This is a genomic window from Paenibacillus macerans, from assembly GCF_900454495.1.
Taxonomy (GTDB): domain Bacteria; phylum Bacillota; class Bacilli; order Paenibacillales; family Paenibacillaceae; genus Fontibacillus; species Fontibacillus macerans.
The window spans coordinates 4032501-4058056 of sequence record NZ_UGSI01000001.1; the positions used below are offsets into that span (position 1 = coordinate 4032501).

The window sequence follows — 25556 nt, forward strand, 5'->3', positions numbered from 1 at the left end:
AACTGCGCAAAGTTACGCCGTCAGCATACCAAACGGTCGTCTCGCCTCCGTCAGCGTCCGTATATTTAAAATGAAGGCTTCCGCTGGCTTTGTCGCGCTCCACTCCGTCTTTACTCAATTCGGAAAGCCCGTCGGCTTCCTTCTCGGTGACCGCCGCAACCTCTCCTTTTTCATTCCAGGCAAATCCCCCCGTAGCTAGGGCCAGACGCTTGTTTCCCGGGATACACTCCGTTTTGCCGACAAGCTCTTTAATGAACTTTTTGTCCGCTTTAGGTCCGGGACCGCTGTGCGAGCCATACAAATTGTAAGCCATCACCACATATTCGGGCCCCTTCGGCAGCTTCAACCTTTTTAGCGGCGCACCCGGCTCCAGTACAACCCGCAATTTACGTCCGTTCTGAAGCAGTTCCTGATACAATTCGTTGTAAAAAGCGACCACACCGTTCCAATCGCCGTCCTTGATTTTCTCGTAATCAATTTCCACGCCATCCAGATCAAGCTGATCGACCAGGTTCAAAATTTCCCGGATATGCTCCCGGCGGGCTTCCCCGCTTTGGGTTAAACGTTTCGTCAGATCGGAGTCCTTTTGCACGACCGAGCCATCTTCGCTCCTCAGGTCATTGACGATCGTCAAAAACAGCCCGCCATCGGCTTGGCGAAGGGAGGCGTCATTCGCCAAGCTATCCCGAAACGTATCCGCTAAATAAAGATGCCCCGACGCATCGAAATAAGCCGCAAACATCTGCAGTTCTGATAAGCGGGAACCTAACACGCCGTAGTCTTCCTCTCCGGAATCCTGCTGCCAATCTACGATCCAAGCAGACAAATCGGCGGGCCGGCCAACGTTCTCCTGAATGGCATTTACCCGGCCTTCCGCTCTGTTTATATAGATGTAATAGATCCCCCCGCATACAATGACGATCATAGCGACGGCCACAATGAATAATGACGATTTTCGTATAAACAGGCTCTTAAACAAAAGGCGCGACTCCTCTTCTTTTAATTAAAATCAGTCCGCTTGTCCCCCTAGTACGAAATACGGAAGCTCTAGCGTTGCCTGAAATCCTTCGTTTAGATCGCTTGCAAGCAGAAGTCTGCCGCCATGCGCCGTTGCAATCCGCGCAACCATCGGCAAGCCTAGCCCATGGCCGTGTTTCCTTGAACGCTTGCGGGTTGACGAATACGGCAGCTTCAGCAAGTCCGGCAGTTCGGAACGCTCCGTCCCTTGGCCATCATCCGATACGATCAAGAGGCACCTGGAGCGTTCCGGATCACTTGCCGTACGTAAGACGATCCGGCAGCCTTGCGGATTATGGATGATACTATTTTGTACTAAATTCGATACGGCGCGCAACAGCAGCTTTTCATCCGCCCGCACCTTTATTTTCTCGTCATTCAATTGCAGCTCAATAGCATACCTGTCCGTATCCAACCCCTGATTGAGAAAGTCGGAAGCTGCCTGTCTGACGACCGCGGACACACGTAGCTCTTTGATGCTCAAAGGCTGCATTTCATATTCCAGCATGGAGACCAGGTTCAAGTCATGGATCAGGGAACGCAGCTTCTCGCCTTGCCGGCGAATGATTCCCGCTTGCTGCCGCTGTTCCAAGGGCAAATCCGGGTGCTCCTCCAAATCGCTGGCATAACCCAGGATCATCGACAACGGGGTACGGACATCGTGCGAAATCCCGGCGATCCAATTGGAACGCGCTTCATCCTTCGCTTTAAGCGCCCTGTTCTGTTCCCGCAGCATTCTGGATGCGGCATTGATACTGTCCGCCAAATCTCGGAAAATACTTTTGGCTTTAACCTGGATCGGCTCTTGCTTTGTCAGTCCGTAGATCCCGTTGACCAGCGGCTTTATGCTTCGCATGCACCACGCGCCCAAGCAGACCGACAACACGATAAACAAAACCAGATTACATACCAGCAAAAGGACAAGCCGGAGCGGCAGCGATTGAATCCAATCTTTGAAATAGCTGACTTGGTATTTTGCATAGGTATTTTGCGGATACCCCACTACAAGCAGCCCGGCGCCTTTCTCCCAGACGAATACCGGGTAATCCAGCAGATAATGGCGCGAAAACTTGGCTACATCCACGATGCTGTACGTGCGCGGAAGCTGTTTAGGCAACCGGTATTCCCAGACGACTTCCCCTTTTGAATCGAGCAGCATGGCCCAAGCTTCATGTTCATCCAGCAGCTTCGCCGCCGGGGCGGCAAGCCGATAACGATCCGGGTGAACCTCCAGTTGTTCCGCTACTTCCTTAACCACCGACTCCGGGTTCCGCTGTTTATTTTCGCTAAATACGATCGTGCTTAGCAGCACCAGATTAAAGGCCATAAGCAAGAGGGAAAGCAGCATGGTAGCGCCGATAAACCGCCTAAGCATCGTCATGACTCCCTGCATTACGGCGCCTCCTTCACCTGTAGCTTATACCCCAATCCCCTGACCGTGAGCAGATGCCGCGGACGCGACGGATCGGCTTCAATTTTTTCCCGGATGCGGCGAATGTGCACCATCAGCGTGTTTTCGTAACTAAAGCTGTCATCTCCCCATACCGCCTGGCAAATGGCATCCGACGTGACGATCCGGCCTTCGTTCTCGTAAAGCTTCAATAGAAGCATGCGCTCCTTGGCCGTTAACGGCAATTCCTCTTGATTGCGCCTTACAGCAGCACTTTCCAGATCAATCTCAATATCCCCCAGACAAAACGCGGGCAAACGTTCCGGCGCAGCGGAAGCAAAAGTCCGTTTCAAAATGGCCTGCAAACGCAAAAGCAACTCGCGCGGCAAAAACGGTTTAACCAAATAATCGTCCGCTCCGAGCCCCAGCCCCAGCAGCCGATCCTCGTCTTCCCCCCGGGCGGACAACATCAATACGGGCATCTCGGAAAACGTACGGATTGCGCTTAACAGACCAAAGCCGTCCCCATCAGGAAGCATCACGTCCAGGATGGCGATATCCGGCTTGTCCGTCCGGCATATGGCTAGCGCCGCAGCGCAGCTCTCCGCCCGGTATATGCGAAAATAACCTTCCTTGCGCAAAAAACGTTCGATCATCACGCGTATTTCCGGCTCATCGTCCACAATGAGTATTTTTTTGTCTTTTAAATTTTCCATGCATTCTCACCCGTTCTCATTATACATGGTAGACGGGCTTCGCCCCCCCCGGAATCGCGCGATTTAAGGTTGTCGTAAGGTTGCCGTAAGCCCCGCGAAAGGTACGGACTATAAAGTGAAAAGAAAACAACATAAAAACGGAGTTGAATGAACAATGAATTCCCGGGCGCTGATCGCAACGCATAACTTGTCCAAAATGTACAATGGGGTCTATCGGGTAAACAAAGTTAATCTTGCCGTTCCGGAAGGGGAAATTTTCGGTTTCCTCGGGCCGAACGGTGCGGGAAAATCAACCTCTCTCAAAATGCTGCTTGGCCTGATCAAGCCGACGGAAGGCGAGGTGAGAGTTTTCGGCCGCGAACTGGCCAAAGATCGCAGGTCCATCCTCAAACAGATCGGCTCATTGATTGAATCGCCATCTTATTACGGTCATTTGACGGGCTGGGAGAACCTGAAAATCATGCAGCGTCTGCACGATGCGCCGGCCAAAAATTTATACGAGGTTTTGCGTATCGTCCGGCTGGAAAAACAAAAAGACAAGCGGGTCGACCATTACTCGCTCGGCATGAAGCAGCGGCTGGGAATCGCCATGGCGCTGCTTGCCTTTCCAAGGCTGCTCATCCTCGACGAGCCTACCAATGGACTCGATCCTGCGGGAATTTTGGAAATCAGGGAACTGATCAAATCGCTGCCCGCGCGTTATGGAATGACCATAATGTTATCCAGCCACCTGCTTTCGGAAATCGAGCAAATCGCCAGCTCGGTGGGAATTATCAGCAACGGCCAACTGCTGTTCCAAGGGACCATGGGGCAGCTCCAGGCCAAAACGAAAGTCTCCATCTCCTTAAAAACTTCCGACAACCAAGCGGCGGAACGCTTGCTCTTAAAACACGGCTTTCAAGCCTCTTCCAGGGGTCCGCGCCTGCTGTTCGACCATCTTGACGATACTTTAACCGCGCAGGTCAACCGCTTGTTGGTCGACAGCGGACTCGACGTGTTCAGAATCGAGGAGCGAAAAAAAAGCCTGGAAGATATTTTTCTGGAGCTGACGGGAAAGGAGCGCAGTCTGTAATGAAGGAACTGACTTTAGAGTTTTTTAAGCTGCGCCGCAAAAAAATCGGATGGATGATTGCGATCTTTTTGGCCGCCGAAGTACTGTGGATCTTCATGATCACCAGCTACACGCTTGCCCGCCATCCCGAAAACGTCGGATGGGAATACGTCCTATTGATGCTTTCCACGCTGAACGGACTTTTTCTTCCCATCATTTCGGCCGTGGTCGTTTCCCGCCTCTGCGATATGGAACATAAGGGAACGACGTGGAAGATGCTGATGGCAACCAACGTCAGCCGCAGCCGCATCTACTTGGCCAAGTGGATTTGCGCCAATACGCTGCTGCTCTGCGGAGCCGCTTTCCAGATAGGCGCCTTATCGGCTTTCGGGGTACTTAAAAATTTCTCAGATCCGCTGCCGCTCGCGCTGTTGGTCCGCCTTCTGGCCGGCACGCTCCTGACAAACCTTGCCGTCACCGCGCTGCAGCAATGGATTTCCCTCACGTTCAAAAACCAGACCTTTGCGCTGACGCTCGGCATGGCCGGCGGCTTTTTAGGCGTTACGGCCAGTTTCTTTCCCGCGTCCATTCGCAAGTTATTCGTCTGGTCCTACTATACGGAAATGTCTCCTATCGGCATGTCTTATAACGCCTTGGCGGAAACCAGCCGCTATTTCGTGTTGCCTGCGCAAGCCGGAAACTGGGTGGCCGCTCTGCTGATGATTGCGATATTCTATACGGCCGGATGCCTTCACGCATCCCGCCAAGAAATATAAGGAGGTTTCCCATGATCCGAAGCATTGGCGCCGAATGGCTCAAACTGCGCCGTGGACGTATCTGGATAACGATGACCGTGTTGCCCGTACTCAGCTTGTCCATCGGTTGCTTCAACTACTATTCCAATCAGGAGATTCTAAACCAAGCATGGTATAGCTTGTGGACTCAAGTCAGCCTGTTTTACGGCGAATTTTTCTTTCCCGTTCTCATCGCCATTTGCTGCGCGTATATGTGCAGGCTGGAGCATGTCAACCGGAATTGGAACCTAGTGCATACCGCCCCTGTCTCCGCCGCCAGCATTTACTTCGGCAAACTGTCCGCCGTTGCGGTTTTGATTTTTGGCGTTCAAACTTTGTTTACCGCCTTATATATACTCGCGGGCCTCCTTCTCTCGCTGCCGCTTGCGGATCTGCCCGCGGAACTGGCCGGATGGGCTTTGCGCGGCTGGATCGCCGCGATTTCGATCGCGTCCATGCAGCTTTTCTTCTCCTTCAGGATACGCAGCTTCGCCCTTCCCGTCGGCATCAGCATATGCTGCTCCATGCTCGGTCTCGGTCTGTATATCCTAAACATGAGGTTCTTCTTCCCGTTTAGCTTGTTGACAACCGGCATGGGCGTATTGGACCAAAATGGGCTAACAGGGCCAGAAAACGGACTGTTCGTGTTCATCAACGCGGTTTATATTTCCGTATTTTCAGCCATGGCGATACACCGGCTGCGGACAGCGGATGTCGTCACCGCATAGAAACGGGGGCCTTTCGATAAGAAAGGCCCGCTTGTTTCTTCATTTAAAAGGTTTCAACCGCCCAATCAACCAGTGCGTCAAACATCCACTTAACGCCGTTGATCACTTTTTGCAGCGGGGTGTATCCGATCGAGAACAGCACTTTGCCCGGCGGCTCATCCGTGCTGCTATGCCCCGCCTCGGAAACAATCACGTCGTCAAACACGCCGTCGTACACCGGGTCTTGGCTATGCTCCTCGCTAGCCGAAGCTTCCAAAGCCAAACCGCCTGCGGCAAGCGCAGACGCGATTTGGATTTCCGGCGCGGCGGCCGCCCCGTCGACCTGCAGGGTCAACCCGCTGCCGGCGACCGCCACCTCCAGCTTGCGCCCAATCGCCGTCTGCTCCGATACGCCTTTTAAACTGCCGAGGTCCCGGGAAATCAACGTCTTTTCCTCCGTTTGCCCGGGCTCTTTTTGCACGACGCGAAGCAGATTGTCTTCCACGACAACCTTTACGTAAGCATCGGCCTTGCGGTCGTACCGTAAATATACCGATTGCGAGCCGATAATGTTCCCCGCAATCTGCAGCGATACCTTCACATTTTGATAGCCATCGCTCCCTTTAAGATAAAGCAGGCCTTTACCGCTTTCCGGAGAGGTCAGGATGATGCGGTTGCCCCTGAATTCAGCGGCCCCGCCAAGCAATTGCCAATGATCGGCCCGCTTCTTGTCGCCTTCAAAGAAATCGTAAGATTCCCCGGTGTCTCCCGCGATTCTCATCAACAAATGGTTGCGATACCAGCCGGGGGAAGGCTGCAGCCGCGTCAAATCGTACAAATCGCCGCCGCTGTCATTAAAGGCTTGCCCTTCGCGGTTAAAGTGCATTTTAAACAGCCGTTCGATGTTATCGGAATTCACGTTTTCCACCAAAGGATTCATTCCGTTGTGCAGCGAATTGGCGTGCATGATCATGTACACGCTCGGAACGAAACCCAGCTTATCCCGATAAATCTGCTCCATAAGCCGGTAGTCTTGGTTAATGCGCGCTTCCATTTCCCGGCGGTTCTCCAAAGGCACCTTATCGGCGTCGCGGATGAAGTCCATCAAATAGTGCGTATAGTAACGCGCCTCGTCTTTATTCTTAAACTGCTGCTCGGTTTGCGTTCCAACGTACCGCCCGTCCTTGTCAAAAATATTGATATAGGTCAAACGGTAACCGTTGCTCCCCAATTCCCAATACCCTTTGCGCGTCAGCTTAAGCAGCTCCGGTCCCGCCAGAAATTTCGGGTCCACGACGTCCAGCCGGTCGGCGTAGGAAAGCATCGTCGCTTTATAATTGTATTTTTCCAGCAGGGGCTGGGCGAACAAGGCGGAATCGCTGCGTCCGTCCTCAAAGCTTAGATACACTGCCCTTTGGGGCAGCGGCTTGCCGTGCTCGTAAAAATCAAGAATATCCTGCTGCGAAACCGTGACATACCCGTTTTGCCGCAAAATTTGCAGTTGCTCGTCCAGACGGCTTTTGGCGATCAGACCGCGCGTTCCGGTTCGATCCACTCCATAATAGGACAAGGCGATAAATCCCCGCGTTTGCTGCCAAGCCGCTTTGTCCGGCTCCCGGTAACGGTGGATTCCCGCCACGGCATGCACCAACAGCACCAGCACCATAGCCAGCACCACAAATTGAACGGCCGATTTGACCGCTTTGTTCCGCTCTTTGCGTCCGACATCAAGCGCCTTGCGCGGCTTGTTTTTTCCCATAGTCAGTCAACCTCACTGTATGAACCCTTGTCCTTGTGGGAATCATTAAAAAGATTTTTAAAAAGTGATCTTCTCCGTTTGTTCGCTTTGCGGCTTTCTTTTTTGGCTCTGGCCTCAACATCCTGCGGCGTTTCCCGCGTACCCCAGGTGGATTTCCAGAACGTGACCCAGGCGACCGGCATTTGCCAAAGCAGCACCAGTTCGTAAAAAACACAGAATACCAAGCCGAAAATCCAAAGTTTGCTTTTACGGAACAACAGATGCGCAAAGCTCATCAATAAAGCCATCAATATAAGTCCCATCAAAAATGTGCCCGGAAAAACGCCGTAAACGAGCGGCACATACACGAGATTGTACAACACAACGATCGGAGCGGCGATCGGAACGATCAGGCCTATGTAAAAAAACAGCGCCATGAACGGTTCTTTACGCCAGATGAACGTCCCGGCGCGCAGCGACTCCCGCAGCCAGGAGCGCTTCCAGCGCATCTGCTGCTTCAGGAAGACGTCCAGCTTGGACGGCACGATAGTGGAACAAATCGCGTTGTCCTGGTACCCCGTCCGATGGGAGCGAAGTATGAAGTTGGTCATGCTGCGGTCATCGCCGAACGTGGCCGGCTGGCCAAGAAATTTCTGATTCAACCAGGCGTCCGCGTATTTGAGCACCAGCTCTTTCCGATAACATGACAGCGGACCGGATAGACAGGTAACGCTGTCGAACCAGGATTCCGCCGCTTTCATGATGCGAAACGCGATATAATAGCGAACCGTCTGCAGCTTGGTAATCGAATTCGTATATTTGTTTTCCACGTCCGTCCGGCCGGCCACCCCGCCCATTTTCGGATCTTGAAACGGCTGCACGAGGTGAAGGATGGCGTCCGGCTCCAAAAAGCTGTCCGAATCCACGAACACGACCAAATCATGTTTGGCCATCTCCACGCCTTTGACCAAAGCGACCCGCTTGCCTCCGTTCTCCGGCAAGACAACCAGTCTGAGGCGATTCCGAATGTCAAACCGCTCCGCTTCCTTATGCAGGCGCTCGACGATCTCGTTGATCCGCTCCACCGATCCGTCGGTTGAACGGTCGTCCACAACGATCACTTCCAGCTTGTCGATCGGATACTCCTGATTGATGCAGCTGAGCACGGTGCGCTGAATCCATTGCTCTTCGTTAAAACAAGGGATAATGATCGTCACGCCCGGCGTATAATCCGGATTGACCGGCACGTTGCGGTACAAAGCCCCGAAAAAATACCGCGTCAGCAAAAATATGGCCGCCGTTAGACTGTATAAATAAAGCAGAATGTTGTATTTGAAATAGATGATGCTTTCGGCGCGCATCAGCAAAATAATCGTCATAGCGACAAACAGCAAGCCGCTGGCCGTATACACGGAATAGCCCCAACGCCGTTTCTGAAAGTAATTGTAAAGGTTGCTTTCAAAAGCAAGCGCCGCCATCGGCTTCTCCCCGTCCGGCGTGTCACGGGTAAACCTGCGAACGACCGATGCTTTTATTTTTACCTTCGACTCAAAACCCTCCGGCATCGTCCCCGGCGGAATGTTAAAGCGCAGCTCGAACACATCGCCTTCACGGCATGTTTCGGCCCTCTCCGATTCCAGTTCCACCAGAATCCCCGTTGAAGAAATGTCCGCGGCCATGCCGCTTATTTGGGACTTTGCGTCCGCCTTTTTCCCTTTCTTATCGGCTCCCACGGGCAGCAGCGAGACGGGAAAATCAGCCTCATAGCGCAAGCTGAGCAGACGGGGCATCTTATTGTCGCCATGATCGGCGGATTCACCGGGCCCATCGTCCTTTGAGCGCAACATGCCTCTGCGGTCCGACGCTTTGCGGATGTTCTCCGGATCGGGGACATGGGCAAGCAGCCGCCGATCCGCCTTGGGCGTGGAGAGAACTTCAACCGGCTTTTGTTGTGCTTTGTTCTTTTTCCTCAAGTTCATTGCCCCTTAACCTTTAAGATGGGCCCTTTACAGGCTCCAGTAATGATAACCCGAAGCTTCGAATTCGGATTTATCGAACACGGCTTTAATATCGAAAAACACCTTGCTCTTGTCCGCCCCGAACAACCGGTCGTAATCCTCACGAGCCATGTTTAGAAATTCCCTGTGAGGGACGGCCAGCACCACCACGTTCAAATCACGCAAATCGGGCAGCTGCGCCAGCTCCAATCCATGCTCTTCATACACGAGCCGCGGGTCCACCAGCGGATCGCAGACAAGCGGCTGGATATCATATTCCTTCAGCTCTGCGATAATATCCGTGACCTTCGTGTTGCGAAAATCGGGGCAATCCTCCTTGTAGGCCAGGCCGAGGATACCGACTTTCACATCCGACAAATCTTTCCGCAGGCGCATCAGCAGCTTTACGATGCTGCGGGCGACATATTTGCCCATCCCGTCGTTGATGCGCCGCCCCGCGGAAATGATTTTCGAATGGTACCCCGCATCTTCCGCTTTATAAGTTAAATAGTAAGGATCGATGCCAATGCAATGGCCGCCGACCAGCCCTGGGGTGAATTTGAGAAAATTCCATTTGGTTCCCGCCGCGGCCAGCACCGCTTTCGTGTCGATTCCCATCCGGTGAAACAGCATGGATAGTTCGTTCATAAAAGCGATATTGATGTCGCGTTGGGCGTTTTCGATCACCTTGGCCGCCTCGGCCACACGGATACTTTCGGCCCGGTAAACCCCCGCCTCGATCACCAGCTCGTAAACCTGCGCCACAAGACCAAGCGTCTGCTCATCCATGCCGGAAACGATTTTCACGATGTTCTCGAGCCGGTGAACCTGATCGCCCGGATTGATTCGTTCGGGGGAATAGCCGACTTTAAAGTCGACCCCGCATGTAAGCCCCGACTCCGCCTCCAGGATCGGAACGCACACTTCCTCGGTGACGCCGGGATAAACCGTCGACTCGTAGACAACGACCGAACCGGGGCGCAAATGTTTCCCGACCATCGCGCTGGCGTTCTTGACATAAGTAAGGTCGGGCACTTTATCGTTTTGAACCGGCGTAGGCACGGCCAGGATGTAAAAGGAAGCCTCCCCCAGCCTCGCCTCATCCGAGGTAAAGTCAATCGAGCTCGCCTTGATCGCCGCGTCCCCGACATCGCCGGTCGGATCTTTCCCCGCAAGGTAATCGGCGATTTTCCGGGGACTCACGTCAAACCCGATGACGTCAGCCTTGCGGGCAAACGCGACCGCTAGCGGCAAACCTACGTACCCTAGTCCGACGACAGCCAGTTTGGCCGTCCGCTTTACAATGTTCTCATATAGTTGATTCAAATCCATAAGTTCAACCCCATTCATTTCCCGATGAGTATCCAAAGATGCCGAGCAAGCGTTCGTTCCTTATTTCATCCCGTACAGCTCGTCCAGAAGCACAAAGGAATAACCCCGCTGCTTCAACTGGTCGATTACCTTCGGCAAGGCTTCCAGCGTATGGAGGCCGTCAAGCATATGCAGCAAAATAACGCTGCCGTTAGTCGTCTGCTTCAGCACCCCGTTTAAAATGTACTGAGCGTCATGGTCGGAATTCCAATCCAGGGTGGTCACATCGTACAAAGCGAGCGTCTTATACCCCGTGGCCGCGATCACCTTGGCCGTCTCCTTGTTGATCTCCCCGGTCGGAGGCCTGAACAGCATCGCCGGCTGCTGCTGAATCGCTTCGGTGATGATGCGGTGCGCCTTGACCACTTCTTCCTGCAGCTCGTCGGGCGGGATTTGCGTAATCACGGGATGGCTGTAGGTATGATTCGCCACAAGGTGACCCTCTTCGACGATAGCTCTGGCCAGGTTCGGATTGTTCTCTACGCCGTTGGCCCGCAGAAAAAAGGTCGCTTTGACGTCATGATCCTCTAGGATCTTCAACAGACGGGTGACGGTCAAATCGCTGCCCCAATCGTCAAAGGTCAGGGCGACGACCTTCTTGCCGTGCGGGTTCCATTTGGCGATATCGCTGGCGTTATAGATCAGATTATAGTCCGCCTGCTCGTAATCGGGATTGATCCGGGCGGCATCGTATCCCGGGATTTGCTCCAGCGGCTTCCGCTCGCCGCCGTCACGCACCAGCTTTGCGAGCGGCACCAACTTATAGCCTACTTCTTTCGCCGCATCCGCAATATAGGAAATGGAGGAAACCACCTCGGGATTCACGTCCGTATTTAGCGCGATAATGCCGCCGCGGCTAATGTACCTCCGTATGTAATCGCCGATTTCCTTGGCGCTTTGCATGTCGCTGTCCTTCGGATTGATGTTGTAGGAAACGACGGCTTTTAGTCCGGTTTGCGCCGCCACCAGGCGAACGTCTTCGCTCATACGGGCCCCCCGGGTCCGGACGAACTGCGGCTGCTTGCCTGTCGCGTCGGCAATCAAGCCGTTGGTACGGTTGATTTCTTTATAGATTTCTTCATAGCTTAAGGTCGTCAAGTCGGCGCGCGTCAACGTATTGTTCTCCACCTCGTGGCCGCGGCTGGTTAGTTCCTTGACCAAATCCGGCTCTTCGGCCGCCCGCATGCCCGGGACAAAAAACGTCGCTTTGATATGATGCTTGTCCAGTTCATCCAATAAACGCTCGATCGTCTCGCGATCGCCCAAACCGTCGAACGTTAGGGAAAGCTCCTTTTTGGCCGTATAGACAAAAGACAATGTTTTGCTCGGTTCCCCCGTATAACGGGCAATCGGCTGCTGCTGCAATGAAGCGGTCTGCGCCCCGGACATGGGGGAGGCCCCATTCCCGTTGTCCGCCTGCGGACTGGCCCCGCTGCAGCCGGCCGCCCAAAACGCAAGCAGAGCTGTGGCTAATCCGATTCGAATCGACCGGGCGCCGTTTCCTGCCATCGAAATCATTAGTTCACCTTCTTTTGTAAAAGTAATTTTTTTCCAATCAAAATCTTCAAAATAAAAAGACCGCCATACTTACATGGCGGCCGGACAATCATAGCGCAGCTTGCACCGCAATTCCCACCACGGCTTGCGCACGCTTTAGACTCCAAACTTTGCGTCCTATCCTTTCGAATAGTTTGCCTTTGGTTTAGAATTTTAATTATTTAAATTTATTATAATCGACTCCGGCTGGAAATCAATCCATAGTTTATGAAAAAAAGCGGATTCACAAAAAAATATTCAGGAGTGGGGGCCCATTTCTTTCCATGTCAAATAGCCTAGAAATGGAGCTTAAAGAAGCGCGCCGATAAGCCTGCGGTGCTCTTTTGTATTGCTCCGGGATAATCCAGCAGAAAAATAAGGGCAAAAAATGTTGCTATTCCGGCGATATCCGTTCATTTGGGAGAAATAGAGGTAATTTATGTCGTTATTTTCCCCCGTCGCAAAGAAATGCCCATGTTCTGGACCATTCATAGGAAAATAAGTACATAAAATGCCGCTAATGGAGACGAACACGTTGGGGCTCGGATAATAAGTACATAAAGTGTCGTTATTTTGAAGGGTAGGCGGTTTATCGTTCCAGTCGGCGGCGGTTAGAACTAAAACAAGGGCGCCTGCTCCTAACGGAGAGGGACACCCTTGTTGGTCGATCCGGTTTTCATTAAATTATTCGGTGCCAAGGAAAATATAGCGGGCCAATACGAGCACGGCCAGCACCCACATCAGCCAATGAATTTTGACTTTGTTTTTGGTGAACAGGTTGTTGAAGCCCCCCAGAATGACGTAAGAGACCAAACCGGCGGCGATCCCGTTGGCGATGCTTCCGGTGAAAGGCATCAATACGATCGTCAAGAACGCCGGGAAGGCATGCAGGAAGTCATCCCATTCGATCGATTTGACCTGGCCGATCATCAGCACGCCGACGATAATCAGCGCCGGAGCCGTTGCCGCGCTCGGCACAACACCGGCCAGCGGCGCGATGAACAGCGCCAGGAGGAACAAGATCCCCGTCGTTACCGAAGTGAGCCCGGTGCGTCCGCCTTCGGCCACACCAGCGGTGCTCTCTACATAGGAAGTGATCGTGCTGGTGCCAAGAAATGCGCCCGCGCTGACGCCAACCGCATCCACCAGCATCGCCTTGCCGATTTTTTTCTCGCCTTCTTCTTTGTTTTTCATCAAGCCGGCGCGGGTAGCCGTACCGACCAAAGTGCCGAACGTATCAAACAATTCAACGAACGTGAATACAAAAACAATTTCAAACAGACCCAGATGCAAAGCCGCACCCAGATCGAGCTTGCCCACCGCAAGATTGTCAAAAGCGGGCAGCCAGCTGGCGCCGGAAAGTCCGGAAACGTTAGTAACGCCCATCGGAATACCGATAATGGTGGTGGCGATAATCCCGATCAACAGCGCTCCTTTAACCCGCAGCGACATCAAAATGGCAATCAGGATCAAGCCGATCAACGTTAATTGAACATCGGGGCTATGGACGAAATCGCCCAGCGTGAAGTTGATGCTGCTGCCGGGAACCGTGGCGGACGTATCCGTTACCCCCGACAGATTAGCGCCGATCAGGTTGCTCATCTTCAAACCAAGGCTGGCCACAAACAGGCCGATGCCGACCGTGATGGCCGCTTTAATGCTCTGCGGCACGGCAACCAGCAGCAGCTGGCGAACCTTCGTCACCGTCAGAATCAGAAAAATGATACCGGAAATAAATACCGCGCCGAGCGCCGCCTGCCAAGTAATAGCTCCACCCGAACTAAGCACCACGGTCATGAAGTAAGCGTTCAGCCCCATGCCCGGTGCCAGCGCGATCGGAATGTTGACGAACAATCCCATAAGAATCGTGATCAGCCCGGCGCCAATCGTGGTGGCGAAAAATACCCCTTCCACCGGAATGCCCGCTCCGCCGGGTCCCAAAAAGATCGTGTTCACGAACAAAATGTAAGCCATCGTCATGAACGTGGTGATCCCCGCTATAATCTCCGTTCTTACATTCGTGCCGTGTTCCTTAAGCTTAAAGAACCGATCCATGTAAAAATTCTCCCCCTTAAAATGAGTCGGAAAACGACAAAAAGCCCGAGGTCAATAAATGTTCCCCGGGTCCCGTAAGCCAGAAGAAGCATGAGAACCGCATAGGCCTTCCGGAAAAAACTTAATACCCGATCTTCCGCGTTTAAGCCCTGCGCCGCTTCTTCTCTTCGTAGCAAGATCATTTACGGTGACCTCGTAGAGACTTCCGGGCCGATTCCCGGAATTATACGAAAAGATTTAACTGTTGTTGTCGCTTTTCCCAATGAGAGATCCGCAATTTAATATCGCGCTCTACTCCGCTATTTTAGGGCTAGCTGCAGGGCTTGTCAATAGAAATACGAATAATATATGCACCATCTTCTATTATTGTTCGGAATATCTCCAAATCTATACCTATAGTTTTAAGAAATCCTCCCGTCCGCCATATGATAAAACTCGTCGGCAATTCTCAGGGTGGAGCTTCGGTGGGAGACCAGCACAATCGTCCTATGTTTACTTTCCTCCTTCAACGATTTCAAAATGAGGGCTTCATTCAAAGCGTCCAAATTGCTGGTGGGCTCATCCAGCAGCACCAGCAGGGCATCATGGAGGAAAGCCCGGGCAAGCCCGATTCTTTGCCGCTCTCCGCCCGATAGCCTGTCCCCCAATTCTCCAACCGCCGTTTCGAAGCCTTGGGGCAGCGATTGGATAAACTCATAAACGGACGCCTTCTTGGCTGCCTCCGCTACCTGCTCCCTTGTCGCATCCGGCCTGCCTATCTTGATATTGGCCTCTATGGTGTCGTTAAACAAAAATGTATCCTGGGTGACATAGCTTTGCAGGCTCCGCAGGTTTTCCGTATTTAACTTTCGGATATCTTCATTAGAGATGCAAATCCGCCCCTCGTCCACGTCCCAGAAACGCATCAGCAGCTTCAACAGGGTCGATTTGCCGGATCCGCTTTTTCCGGTGATGCCGACGATTTGGCCGGGAGCGACCGTCAAATTGACGTCTTCCACAACAGGTTCCTTTCCATAGCCAAAGGTTACCTCCCGGCAGCTGGCCCCGGCAAAGGAGACATCCGTCCCTTCCGTAACCTCGACCGTTTGCTCCGGTTCATCCAGCAAATCCAGAACTCTTCCGGCGCTGGCAAAGGTCAGTAAAAGACTGTTGGACAAATTGCTGAGGCTTACGACAGGACCAAAAGAACTGAATAAAACCATCGTGGAAATGACCACTCCGTCTATGCCGATTCGGCCGGCGGAAAGCAAACTAAGACCGGCCAGCAGAATGGAAAACGAAAATCCGATCACAGCCGTGTCCGTTGCCGCTTTGACCCCCCCTTCATGCCTCTTTAACCCCTTGAACTCGGCATCAAGTTCATCCGACATGCGATCTACAACATCGAGGCGTTTTTCCCCGCAACCATATTGAATGCTCTCTTTCATCCCTCTCAGGCTGTCCAAAAAATAGCTGCTCAATTCACCGAACCGGCGTTTGTAAACTTTTCCGTGCCCCCTATCCAACCACGAAGCCGCGGCGGGAATGAGCAATCCTACCGTCAAGTAAGCGAGTGCGGCGATCGCCGCAAGCTCATAACTATATTGTGCAATAAATACTATCATGACCGAAGATATCACTACCGCAATGACAACGGGAGCTATGGTATGAGCATAAAAAACCTCAAGCAGCTCAATATCGCTTGTAATGATAGAAATCAGGTTTCCCTTATCCCGGCTTTCCAGCTTGGCGGGCGCAAGTCTGCGCAACGCTCCAAAAACCTTATCCCGGATCACGGCCAGGAGCTTAAAAGCAATATAATGTCCGCATAACTGCTCTCCATAACGAAATGCTCCCCTTAATACTGCGCATCCGGCGATAACGGCAAAACACGTTTTTATGCCGGGGACGTCCACCATATCCGCCGCATTTAATACTGCATAACCGCCGAATACGACAATGCCGATAGCCGCCAGAAAACCAAGAACCCCCAGGATAATGGCAAGCAGCAAGAAAGGAACAAGCGGTCCCGTCAGAGCCAGCAGCTTCAACGCAATGGCAACCCTGCCTCTATGCATAGACACTCTCCCTCCTTCCAAAGTTTTCAATGGCATGCTGGCTGCTGAACAGCCGGGCGTATTGTCCGTTTTTCTCCAAAAGTTGCTTGTGGGTGCCGCATTCCACGATTTTACCTGCATGAACCACTATGATTTGATCCGCTTCGACTACGTTCGCGAGCCTGTGGGAAATCACAATCACCGTTTTGCTCCCCGCTAATGAGCGGATGACCTCCATGATAATCTCTTCGCTCTCCGCATCGATATTGGAGGTTGCTTCATCAAAGACATATATAGAGCTGTCATGCAGCAGCCCTTTGGCCAACGCCAAACGTTGGCGCTGGCCCCCCGAAAGGTTTGAACCCTGCTCCTCCAGGTTCCAGGACAATCCCCCTTGCCGGAGTATAAATTCATCCAGCTTCACGCTGCGCAGTGCAGCGAACATCTCACCTTCCGAGGCATCAGGAGCTCCCATCCTGAGATTGTCTTCGACACTCCCTTTGAAAATATAGCTGTTATAGCTGACCAAAGTCACCGCCTGCATCAGACTTTCCTCGCCGGCTTTACGAACCTCCGTGCCTCCAATGGTCAGGGAACCGCCATAGCCCTTGCGGGCCCCTTGCAGCAAAGCAGCCAAGGTGCTTTTGCCGGAGCCGGATTCTCCAACGATAGCGGCAAAGCCGCCTTGCGGGATGTCCAATGTAATGTCTTGAAGGGCAGGCTCGTTCCCGCCGTACAAAAAGCCAACCTTGTGAAACCGTATATCCGCCCCTTGCAAGTTCCCGTTCTTCCGCTCTTCCTCCGGCAAATCCAGCAATTTGAAGATTTTGCCGCTGGCAGCCATGCCGTTCATCGCAATATGGAAATAAGACCCGAGCAGTCTCATGGGGAGAAAAAACTCGGCGGACAGCAAGATGATGAGACAAGCCGCTCCCGGCTGTATATTACCTGCGGCCAGCTCGAGACCGGCAATGATGATGCCTGCGGCACTGCCTCCATAGGCTATCAAATCCATGACCGCAACCGAATTCAGCTGCATCGTCAGCACGCTCATGGTCATCCTGCGAAAGCGCTCCGCCGCCGCGTTCATTTCCTCATGTTTGCTTTTGTCCGCCCCATAGACTTTAAGCGTGGTAAGCCCCTGCAAGTTTTCCAAAAAAGCGTTGCCAAGATTGGAATAACTTCTCCAATATTTGCTGAATAACTTCTTGGCGATCTTAACTACGGCGATAATCGAAAGCGGGATAAGAGGAACGCAGATCAGCAGAATCACCGCGGCTTTAAGACTGATCCAGGACAGCAGCGCAAACAACGTAACCGGAGCCAATAAACTGTAAAATAATTGCGGGAGGTATCTGCCGAAATACGTTTCCAACTGCTCCACCCCTTCCACCGCCAGTTGGATTACCTCCGCCGTGGAAGCTTTTTCGGTATATGTGGAACCCAGCCTCAGCAGCTTCCGGTAAATTCGCGACCGCAATTCCTTTTTGGCGTTGACGGAAACCCGGTATGACAGCATCGCCGCTCCATAATGGCAGGCAAAACGAATCGCAATCGCGATGAGAACGATGGAGGCGGCCCAGGTTAAGGCCGACCCGGTCAGCGTATTTTCCCAGGCCTGCTGCAGCAAATAACCTATTGCTCCCACAGCCGCAACGCTGCACAGCAGACTGATCCAGTTGATCAATACGATCAACCCGATATAATAGTCTGATTTGCGGACTAAAGCCAACAATCTGCCGTTGATCACTTCGCAGCTCCTCCTCTAAGCGGCCTTGGAGCCGTTTTGATGCGGAAAAGAAAGTAATACGTTTTGATGATCCACACCAGCCCAATCAACAACCGGACATGCAAATTTTGCGCAAAAATAAAGACAATGGCAAGCAGCAAAGAGGCCAATGCCATGATACTTAGCTTGGTCCTTAGCGGCATGGAACGGGATTCTGCGAAATCCCGCAAATATTTCTTATACAGCCGGCTCGACAGAAACCAGTCGTTGAACTTCTTCGAACCTTTGGAAAAAAAGAACGCCGCGATGAGCAGGAAAGGCGTGGTCGGCAGTACGGGCAAAAAAATGCCCAATACCCCGAAGCCAACAAATAAAAAGCCTAATCCGACAAATACATATTTCATATCAATCTCCCTTTCGTGCGGTCAGTTTCCCTTGCAGCACAAGCCTGCCTTCTTCCGCGTCGAGCAGATAATCGCAGGTGGACAAAGTCAAAATAACGTCATTTGCCCCGATAGTGGTGTCCGTTTTATAAATGGAACGTTCCTTGATTTCATCAACAAAGTTCAAAAATTCACGATTATCCGCAAAAGAAGTCCGGATATAATCGAAACTCGTCGTTGTCCGGTAGACCGCAAACACTTCCGCCTCATATTCCTCATAGAGCGTTTCAAACCGGAAAACTCGGTGTTTGTCAAAAAAATCCTGCTTTAAGTAAGCGCGCAAACCCGCGAACATCGTGCCGTCTTTCATCCGGTGGCCATAAAGCACGATGTTCTTGTCGAACGTCTCTCCGATTTGATTGCGAAAATCCATAAAAATGCTGCCCGCTTTGGAACGCTCTCCTTTAAAATCATGCGTCAGGTAGTAGTCGTTGTCCTCACCCTGCACCACCGGATACGAAATATTCGTGTCCGTGATCTCGATCCAGCCGGCCGTGTCGGCATTAAGCTCCAGCAGGCCGTGAAACTTTGAGCGGACGACGGGTTCCGGGGAATCCTGGGGGGCGGCGGCAGCGTCCGATCCGTCGGCCGCATCCGCTTTGCCCGCTCCGCCGATGCCGGGACCGGCTTCCGTAAACTGCCGGTGAGTTTCGCCGCGCAGCCGGCTGCTGTGGACGCTGTCGAGCGTTAGATGCGCCAACTCATATCCGGAATACAGAAATACGCTCCAGCATAACACCGAAAAAATTGTTTTCCGAATCTCCTTCACCTCAAATTCCGACGGGAACGATGTATAATCCCGCTTCGGGATCTTTCCGCAACGCAACATCCACTCCGTAAACCGCATGGACGGTTTCTTTGGTAATCACCCGTTCCGGCGGCCCCGAGGCCACGATTTCCCCGTTTCTCATCACGATGATTTTATCGCTGTACCGGATCGCCTGATTGATGTCGTGCAAGACCATCAAAATCGTTAACCCGTGCCGGACATTAAGCTGCCGGATCAATTCCAGAACTTCCATCTGGTAATAAATGTCCAGATAGGTCGTGGGCTCATCCAGGCACAGAAACGGCGACTTCTGGGCCAGCGCCAGCGCAATCCAAACCCGTTGCCGCTCCCCGCCGGAAAGCTCCCCGATCAGGAACTGCCGCTTATCTTCCAAATTCGTGCATGATAAAGCCCAGTTCACAGCCGCCTCGTCCGCCTCGCGATCCGATTTCAGCAGCCCTTGATAAGGCAGCCTGCCGTATCGCACCAGCCGCTCCACCGTCAGATCGTCCGGCGCTTCGTTATGCTGATGGACAATCGCCAGCCTGCGCGCCAGTTCCTTCGGTCTGTAGCTGTTCAGCCTTTTTCCGTCCAGCACGATTTCTCCCCGGTTCGGCACATAATTGGTGGAAATGACGCCAAGCAGCGTAGACTTTCCGCAGCCGTTCGGACCGATGATCGTCGTGATTTTCCCTTGTTCGATATTTTCGCTAATCCCGCGCAGGTGGTCGTGTATCCGATTGTACGAAAAAGTGACCTTTTTAATTTCCACGGACTCGCCCGCCCTTCCTCAACAAAAGTATTAAAACAGGCCCGCCGATCACCGACATGATGATGGAGGACGGCAATTCGTTGGGCGGCACCAGCGTTCTTCCGAGCGTATCGGCGGACAAAATCAGCAGCGCTCCGGCAAGCGCGGAAAACGGAATCAGCGCCCGGTGATCGGAGCCGACCAATCTGCGCGCAATATGGGGAATCAGCAGCCCCACAAAGGCGATGACTCCGGCCACGGCCGTTGTCACGGCGGCAAGGAATACGGCGACGGCCGAGATGATCAGACGGGCGTTTGTGACGTTCAGGCCGAGATTGTGCACCGTTTTATCTTGAAGCGACAAAAGATTGCACCAGGTGCTGAGGCACAGCGAGGCCACAAGCCCCAAGCTTCCGTAAAGCAGCATGATGCGGACATCGTCCCAGGTTTTGAGTGAAATATAAGCGGTATAGGAAGCGGCTTCGGCGCTCAGCCCGGTTTGCAGATAGCTGCAAATCGTCAGAAAAGCTTCGTTTAAGCCGCTGAACATCGCATTCACCGCAACGCCGACCAGAATGATCCGGATCGGGCTGAGCCCGGACTTCCATGAAAGGAGAAAGACAAGGGCGCAAGCGACAACGCCACCCAAAAAAGCAAATAACGGGGACCAGAAAAACCACTGGGGCAATAATGTCACCAAAATGAGGGATGAAAACCCCGCGCCCGAGGAAATGCCGATCACGCCCGCATCCGCCAGCGGATTGCGCATCACCGCCTGAAACAGAACGCCTGCGACCGCCAGGGCCGCTCCCGAAAAAACGGCGATAATGATCCGGGGCAGCCGCAGATCCCGGATAATCTCAACCTTTTCGTTCGTTCCCGTAAACAGGCCCTGCACGAGTTCCCATGGCCCCGCCTGCAAACTCCCTGTAACGGCAGAATATACCGCCATAGCCAGCAGAAGCGCAGTCACGGTTATGAAACTCCAAGTTATTTTGTTCATGATGGAAATTTTTCTCCTTATTAGTACAACCTCTTTTATATCGCTCATGGGTACATCATCGCCTTCAGTTCCTCCAGCGCCTCGGCGGCGGCGAGGTTGCCCGTCGTCCCGAACAATCTTTCCTCCAGATCGTAGACTCTGCCGTTTTGGACAGCGCTGAAATGTTTCCAAACCGTATTGGTTTGAAATTCTTCATTGAACATTTCCACCACTTCATCCGGCATCCCGTGCGCCGCCCGCAAGATGATGTCCGGATTGGCCTGCTGCAAATACTCCGTATTGGAGGCCAAATACTCCATTTTTTCGTCTTGAACGATATTTTTTCCGCCGAGCCTAGCGACCAGATCGCCGATGTAAGAGTGCTCGGTGGCTACCAAATAACTGCCGGGAACACCAAGCAAAATCAGCACCGTCGGAGCAGGCCGATCCGCCACTTCCGCTTGGATTTCCTTCAGTTTATCGTCCACGGATGCAACCAGCGCCCCGGCGGCTTTCTGGCGATCATAATGCTCGCCAAGATCAAGAATGGCCTGCTCCATCCGCTCCAAACTGGTTAAATCAATAAACTTCGCTTCTATGCCGGCGTTCGCGAATACAGGTTTCAGATCATATTGCAGTGTAGTCACCGACAGCACCTCCGTTGGAGCAAGTCCTTTAATGATCTCCATATTCGGATTCATTGGGTTCCCAACCTCTGTGACCCCTGCATACCGTTCGGGCAGTTCCTTCGAACTCGTCGGAATCCCGATCAGTTCCACTCCAAGCGCGTCCATAATTTCCGTGATCGCAACCGTCGTCGCGACAATGCGGTGGTCGGCAGCCTTAGGTTCGGCGGAAGCCGTTTCGGCCGATCCCGTTTGGTTCGTCTGCTCCGTCGCTTGCCCGGATGAGCATCCCCAGAGCAGGCACAGTAAAGCCAGGCTGCAAATGACGCCAACGGCCGTGCGCATGTTTTCTCACAGCTCCTTTTCGCCTTATGTAAATGCTAAGGTATCGTCATCAAAAAAAGGCTGGAAGGACACCTGTTGTCCGGCACCCTTCCAGCTAGAGGACAAACTTGCCCCGCGTTTCTTCAAGCTCTATCGCTTTTTCAATAGGATTTCGGTAATATAAACCTGAGTAATGCTCAGCTCTGATTTTGCGTATCCAGCATGTTAAGAATCAGAGTAACCGCTTCAGCGCGCGTTATTTGAGCGTTCGGCGCAAACAACTGTTGCGGTCCTCCTTGCACCAAACCTAGCCGGGCGGCAGCGGAGACTTGCGGAAGTGCCCATTCCGGTATCTCGCTGACGTCTTTAAAGCCGGGTTTGCCTGCGTTGCCCTCGGCGCCATTTAAGGCGCGGACGATCATGACGGTCGTTTCCGTACGGGTTACTCTTGCTTGCGGGCGAAACGTTCCGTCTTCATAACCGGAAATGATCCCCGCGCTAACGGCCCGGCCTATTCCTTCCTGGCTCCACCCGGGAAGGCTGTTCTTATCGGCAAACGGCAAGGAGGGTTCCCTGCTATCCAACTGCAGCGCCCGGCTGAGCATTACCGCCAATTCCGATCTGCTTGCACTGATATCAGGGCGGAAAGAACCGTCCGCATAACCCGTAACGATGCCTAAACCAGCGGCCCGGGCGATATTTTCCTTGGCCCAATGGCCTTCCGTGTCCGTAAAGTTCCTGGACTGCGGAGAGGCAACCGGTGCAGCTGCTGTTGCTTCCTCGGTATGCTCCGTATTATCGGGTTTAATGGCATTCCCTGCGGCGGATAGCGGAGCAATGCTGTCCACATCAAACTTGACTTGCACATCATACTCGCTAAAGTAGCCTTCGGGCCGCTTGATTTTCACCCAGGCATCGAGCGCGCTCGATAAATTCGCGGCTTCAAACCCGACAACTCGCGTATTGTTCACTTTATCCTCGCTTAACGTCTTAGTCTCGGTTAAAGTTCCGTTTTGTTTCGTTTTAAAGCTGACGATTTCCTTGCTCTGCTTCATCTCAAAAGAGACCATCTGCTTGCCGTCCTGCACCGCAAGCATACCGGGATGTACGACGTATTCGTCGATCTCTGCGGTTTCCAGAGTACCTTTCTTCAGGATGGTATAACCGATAGAATATTTTCCGTCCTTCAGCACGAAATCTTGTTTGGCAACGGGTGTTACCATGGTCCCGTTTAAAAGGGTAAAGTCGTCAGCTGCGTCAAGCTCGCCGATCGAATCCGGATAAAATTGAATCTGCACATCATACGAATTGAAGTAATTGTACTCCGGCCATTCGATCTTAACCCAGGCATCCGCGATTTCTTTCAGGTTATCCACTCTGAATTTCACGACCCGCGTATTCGCCGTTTCATCGGTGCCGACCGTATTAACTTCCTCGTCCCCGACTTTAAAACCGGTAATTTCTTCGCTTTGCTTAAAAGTCATGTAGATATAATAATTACTTCCGCTTACTTCCAAAATCGCGGGATGCTGCACGTACCCGTCCATCACGGATGGACTACTCGTTCCGTATTTCAAAAACTTGAACATGATGGTGTATTTTCCGTTTGCCAAATTGTCTGGATCGATGGGACCCTCCGGCGGATTGACAACTGGCGGATTAACAACCGGTGGATTGACAACCGGTGGATTCCCGGTCGACGGATTGCCGCCCGGATTTCCGCCATTATCGATCGGCGTAATGTTGTCCGTGTCAAACTTCAGGTCGACATCATAGGAGTTGAAATAGTTGAATTCCGGCCATGCAATGGTAACGTACCCGTTTAACGCCGCCGATAGATCATCCACTTTAAACTGGATGTCCCGCGTATTCCCCTCTTCATAAGTACTGAGCGTAACGGTTTCCTGCAACGCGCCGTTCTGCTCAACCTGAAAGCTCGTAATTTCCTTGCTTTGCTTGAGCGTAAACGATACATACTGCACGCCGTCCTTCACCGTCAGCGTCCCCGGCTTCACCGTATACCCGTCCATGACCGACGTTTCCGCCGTGCCGTCCTTCAAGATCGTATAGCCGATGCTATACTTTCCGTCCGCTAATGCGTCATCCGGTGCAGAGTCATCCGGCGGGGTACCCGTTGACGGATCGTCATCCCCTGGATTGTCTGGAGTGCCGTCCGTTGGACCGTCATCCGGGTTGCCGGTGGATGGGGTGTCATCCGGATCACCGCCCGAAATAAGCGTAATACTGTCCGTGTCAAACGCCAGATCAACATCATAGGAGTTGAAATAGTTGAATTCCGGCCATTCGATGGTGACATAACCGTTCAGCGTCGCCGATAAATCGTCGACTTTAAACTGGATGTCCCGCGTATTCCCCTCTTCATAAGTACTGAGTGTAACGGTTTCCTGCAACGCGCCGTCCTGCTCAACCTGAAAGCTCGTAATTTCCTTGCTTTGCTTGAGCGTAAACGACATATACTGCACCCCGTTCTCCACGGTCAGCGTCCCTGGCTTCTCCACATATGTTTCCATGACCGAGGCTTGGGTCGTACCATCCTTCAAAATCGAGTAATCGATGCTGTACACTCCGTCAGCCAGGTCGGACGCCGCACGAGCCGGGGCTTGAGGGAATAAGGATAACAATAAAACTGCAATCGCAAAAACGGCTGCCGCCGATTTACTAAACAACTTGTTCAAATTCTGGCCTCCTGCTCATACTGATTTTCGAACGTACTATTTTTTGTTCCTCTCGGCTGTTAACACCTGCCGGAAAACAAATACCGACGAAACGATAAACAACAAAATAAGCGCCAAAACCGGAGTCCTGTCTCCTGTTTTCGGATTCGGAATTTCCCGGTCGCCCGAGCCCGTTTCGCTCGCGGAATCCCCCGTCTCGTCACCTGCGTTGTTCAAAGCCGCCGATTTGCCGGTCCGTTCGCTCGCGGGCTTCTCCGGGACGGCAGCTGCCGAGCCTGGAGATGGAGAATTTCCTTTGTCCACGGAAGCTTCCGCTTTTGAACTCGCCGCGCTTTCGCTTTCCTTCAGGCTGTCTTCGTCAAAGCTTAAGCGAATCGTATAGTCATGGTCGTAATCGACGGATTCGACCGTCACATGAATCTTTGATTCCAACGGAACGGTTAAATCGGCCACCGGAAAACGCACCAACCGTGTGTCCGCGGCCGGGTCTTCTTTCACGACCTCCACATCCGCAAACCCGCTGCCTGAAGGCGCCTTATATTCCGTAATCCATGCGCTGTGGTTCAGCGTTACTTCGACCTGCATTTTCCCGTCCTTGACATGCACCGTTGCCGGCTTCTCCCAATAATCGTTTGCCATCGACACCGAATCATTTTCCGCTTTCAACACCGTGTAATCGATCGTGTATGTACCGTCCCGGAGGACGGATGCGGCCTGAGCCCTGCTTGTGAACAGCAAAATTGCCAGCAAAAACGCGCAGGTAAGAAACGCAGCAACTCGAAGCGGCGAAATAGTGCTTTGATGCTTCATGACTTCCTCCTCTTAAGC

Annotated in this window: 20 protein-coding genes and 2 riboswitches (1 of these 22 only partly in view); of the genes, 3 read left to right on the forward strand and 17 right to left on the reverse strand. The window is 52.7% G+C overall.

Translation table 11 applies throughout. From position 1 onward, the window contains the following. The 3 genes in view from DYE26_RS18185 to DYE26_RS18195 are tightly spaced (at most 30 nt apart) and all read right to left on the reverse strand, a layout consistent with a single transcriptional unit that may run on beyond the window. Window positions 1-979: the 5' portion of a glycoside hydrolase family 18 protein gene (locus DYE26_RS18185; protein WP_240534191.1), read on the reverse strand. The gene continues 101 nt to the left of window position 1, outside the view; 979 of the gene's 1080 nt are visible here — the first part of the coding sequence; its start codon is at window positions 977-979; its stop codon lies off the left edge, out of view. Window positions 980-1009: 30 nt separating this feature from the next. Next, window positions 1010-2410 carry a sensor histidine kinase gene (locus DYE26_RS18190; protein WP_036626054.1) on the reverse strand — a complete coding sequence of 467 codons (1401 nt, stop codon included), beginning with the start codon at window positions 2408-2410 and terminating at the stop codon, window positions 1010-1012. Beyond that, a complete protein-coding gene (locus DYE26_RS18195; protein ID WP_036626056.1) occupies window positions 2410-3123 on the reverse strand; it encodes a response regulator transcription factor in 714 nt (237 codons plus the stop codon). The genes DYE26_RS18190 and DYE26_RS18195 overlap by 1 nt, the downstream gene beginning before the upstream one ends. Before the next feature lie 154 nt (window positions 3124-3277). Between DYE26_RS18195 and DYE26_RS18200 the strand changes: the two genes are divergently transcribed. From DYE26_RS18200 to DYE26_RS18210, 3 genes are read left to right on the forward strand one after another with little or no spacing between them, the layout of a single operon-like run. Continuing rightward, window positions 3278-4195, forward strand: coding sequence for an ABC transporter ATP-binding protein (locus DYE26_RS18200; RefSeq protein ID WP_036626057.1), 918 nt, complete (start codon window positions 3278-3280; stop codon window positions 4193-4195). Then, window positions 4195-4950 carry an ABC transporter permease gene (locus DYE26_RS18205; RefSeq protein WP_036626058.1) on the forward strand — a complete coding sequence of 252 codons (756 nt, stop codon included), beginning with the start codon at window positions 4195-4197 and terminating at the stop codon, window positions 4948-4950. The genes DYE26_RS18200 and DYE26_RS18205 overlap by 1 nt, the downstream gene beginning before the upstream one ends. An 11-nt stretch (window positions 4951-4961) precedes the next feature. Then, window positions 4962-5696 carry an ABC transporter permease gene (locus DYE26_RS18210; protein ID WP_036626060.1) on the forward strand — a complete coding sequence of 245 codons (735 nt, stop codon included), beginning with the start codon at window positions 4962-4964 and terminating at the stop codon, window positions 5694-5696. A gap of 43 nt (window positions 5697-5739) precedes the next feature. On the opposite strand, the gene DYE26_RS18215 is transcribed toward DYE26_RS18210, so the two are convergent. From DYE26_RS18215 to isdC, 14 genes are all read right to left on the reverse strand, one after another. Next, window positions 5740-7434 (reverse strand): polysaccharide deacetylase family protein, encoded by a 1695-nt coding sequence (locus DYE26_RS18215; RefSeq protein WP_036626061.1) that lies wholly within the window; start codon window positions 7432-7434, stop codon window positions 5740-5742. A gap of 2 nt (window positions 7435-7436) precedes the next feature. Next, complete coding sequence (locus DYE26_RS18220; RefSeq protein WP_051985702.1) at window positions 7437-9392, reverse strand: glycosyltransferase family 2 protein; 1956 nt, start codon at window positions 9390-9392, stop codon at window positions 7437-7439. Window positions 9393-9419: 27 nt separating this feature from the next. Continuing rightward, window positions 9420-10742, reverse strand: coding sequence for a nucleotide sugar dehydrogenase (locus DYE26_RS18225; protein ID WP_036626063.1), 1323 nt, complete (start codon window positions 10740-10742; stop codon window positions 9420-9422). A 60-nt stretch (window positions 10743-10802) separates the two neighbouring features. Continuing rightward, window positions 10803-12299, reverse strand: coding sequence for a polysaccharide deacetylase family protein (locus DYE26_RS18230; protein WP_036626066.1), 1497 nt, complete (start codon window positions 12297-12299; stop codon window positions 10803-10805). Between the two features lie 72 nt (window positions 12300-12371). Next, window positions 12372-12487, reverse strand: a riboswitch (cyclic di-GMP riboswitch). 514 nt (window positions 12488-13001) lie between these two features. After that, entirely contained in the window at window positions 13002-14372 is a 1371-nt protein-coding gene (locus DYE26_RS18235) for an NCS2 family permease (protein WP_036626068.1), read from the reverse strand. A 150-nt stretch (window positions 14373-14522) separates the two neighbouring features. Continuing rightward, window positions 14523-14623: riboswitch (purine riboswitch) on the reverse strand. 150 nt (window positions 14624-14773) lie between these two features. Further along, the gene (gene cydC / locus DYE26_RS18240) at window positions 14774-16429 is read right to left on the reverse strand and encodes a thiol reductant ABC exporter subunit CydC (RefSeq protein ID WP_036626070.1); all 1656 of its coding nucleotides are present in this window, start codon (window positions 16427-16429) and stop codon (window positions 14774-14776) included. Continuing rightward, a complete protein-coding gene (locus DYE26_RS18245) occupies window positions 16422-18158 on the reverse strand; it encodes an ABC transporter ATP-binding protein/permease (RefSeq protein WP_036626073.1) in 1737 nt (578 codons plus the stop codon). The genes cydC and DYE26_RS18245 overlap by 8 nt, the downstream gene beginning before the upstream one ends. Next, the gene (locus DYE26_RS34270; RefSeq protein WP_036626075.1) at window positions 18155-18541 is read right to left on the reverse strand and encodes a YbaN family protein; all 387 of its coding nucleotides are present in this window, start codon (window positions 18539-18541) and stop codon (window positions 18155-18157) included. The genes DYE26_RS18245 and DYE26_RS34270 overlap by 4 nt, the downstream gene beginning before the upstream one ends. A 1-nt stretch (window position 18542) precedes the next feature. Beyond that, the gene (gene srtB, locus DYE26_RS18255) at window positions 18543-19406 is read right to left on the reverse strand and encodes a class B sortase (protein WP_196427550.1); all 864 of its coding nucleotides are present in this window, start codon (window positions 19404-19406) and stop codon (window positions 18543-18545) included. Continuing rightward, entirely contained in the window at window positions 19351-20121 is a 771-nt protein-coding gene (locus DYE26_RS18260; RefSeq protein ID WP_036626081.1) for an ABC transporter ATP-binding protein, read from the reverse strand. Before DYE26_RS18260 ends, srtB begins: the two co-directional genes overlap by 56 nt. Then, window positions 20111-21103 (reverse strand): FecCD family ABC transporter permease, encoded by a 993-nt coding sequence (locus tag DYE26_RS18265; protein WP_036626083.1) that lies wholly within the window; start codon window positions 21101-21103, stop codon window positions 20111-20113. The genes DYE26_RS18260 and DYE26_RS18265 overlap by 11 nt, the downstream gene beginning before the upstream one ends. A gap of 44 nt (window positions 21104-21147) precedes the next feature. After that, window positions 21148-22053: a heme ABC transporter substrate-binding protein IsdE gene (isdE, locus tag DYE26_RS18270; RefSeq protein ID WP_036626086.1), complete on the reverse strand. Its 906-nt coding sequence runs from the start codon at window positions 22051-22053 to the stop codon at window positions 21148-21150. Window positions 22054-22229: 176 nt separating this feature from the next. Next, window positions 22230-24728, reverse strand: coding sequence for an NEAT domain-containing protein (locus tag DYE26_RS18275; RefSeq protein ID WP_036626088.1), 2499 nt, complete (start codon window positions 24726-24728; stop codon window positions 22230-22232). A 36-nt stretch (window positions 24729-24764) separates the two neighbouring features. Further along, a complete protein-coding gene (isdC, locus tag DYE26_RS18280; RefSeq protein ID WP_036626090.1) occupies window positions 24765-25538 on the reverse strand; it encodes a heme uptake protein IsdC in 774 nt (257 codons plus the stop codon). Window positions 25539-25556: the final 18 nt, after the last annotated feature.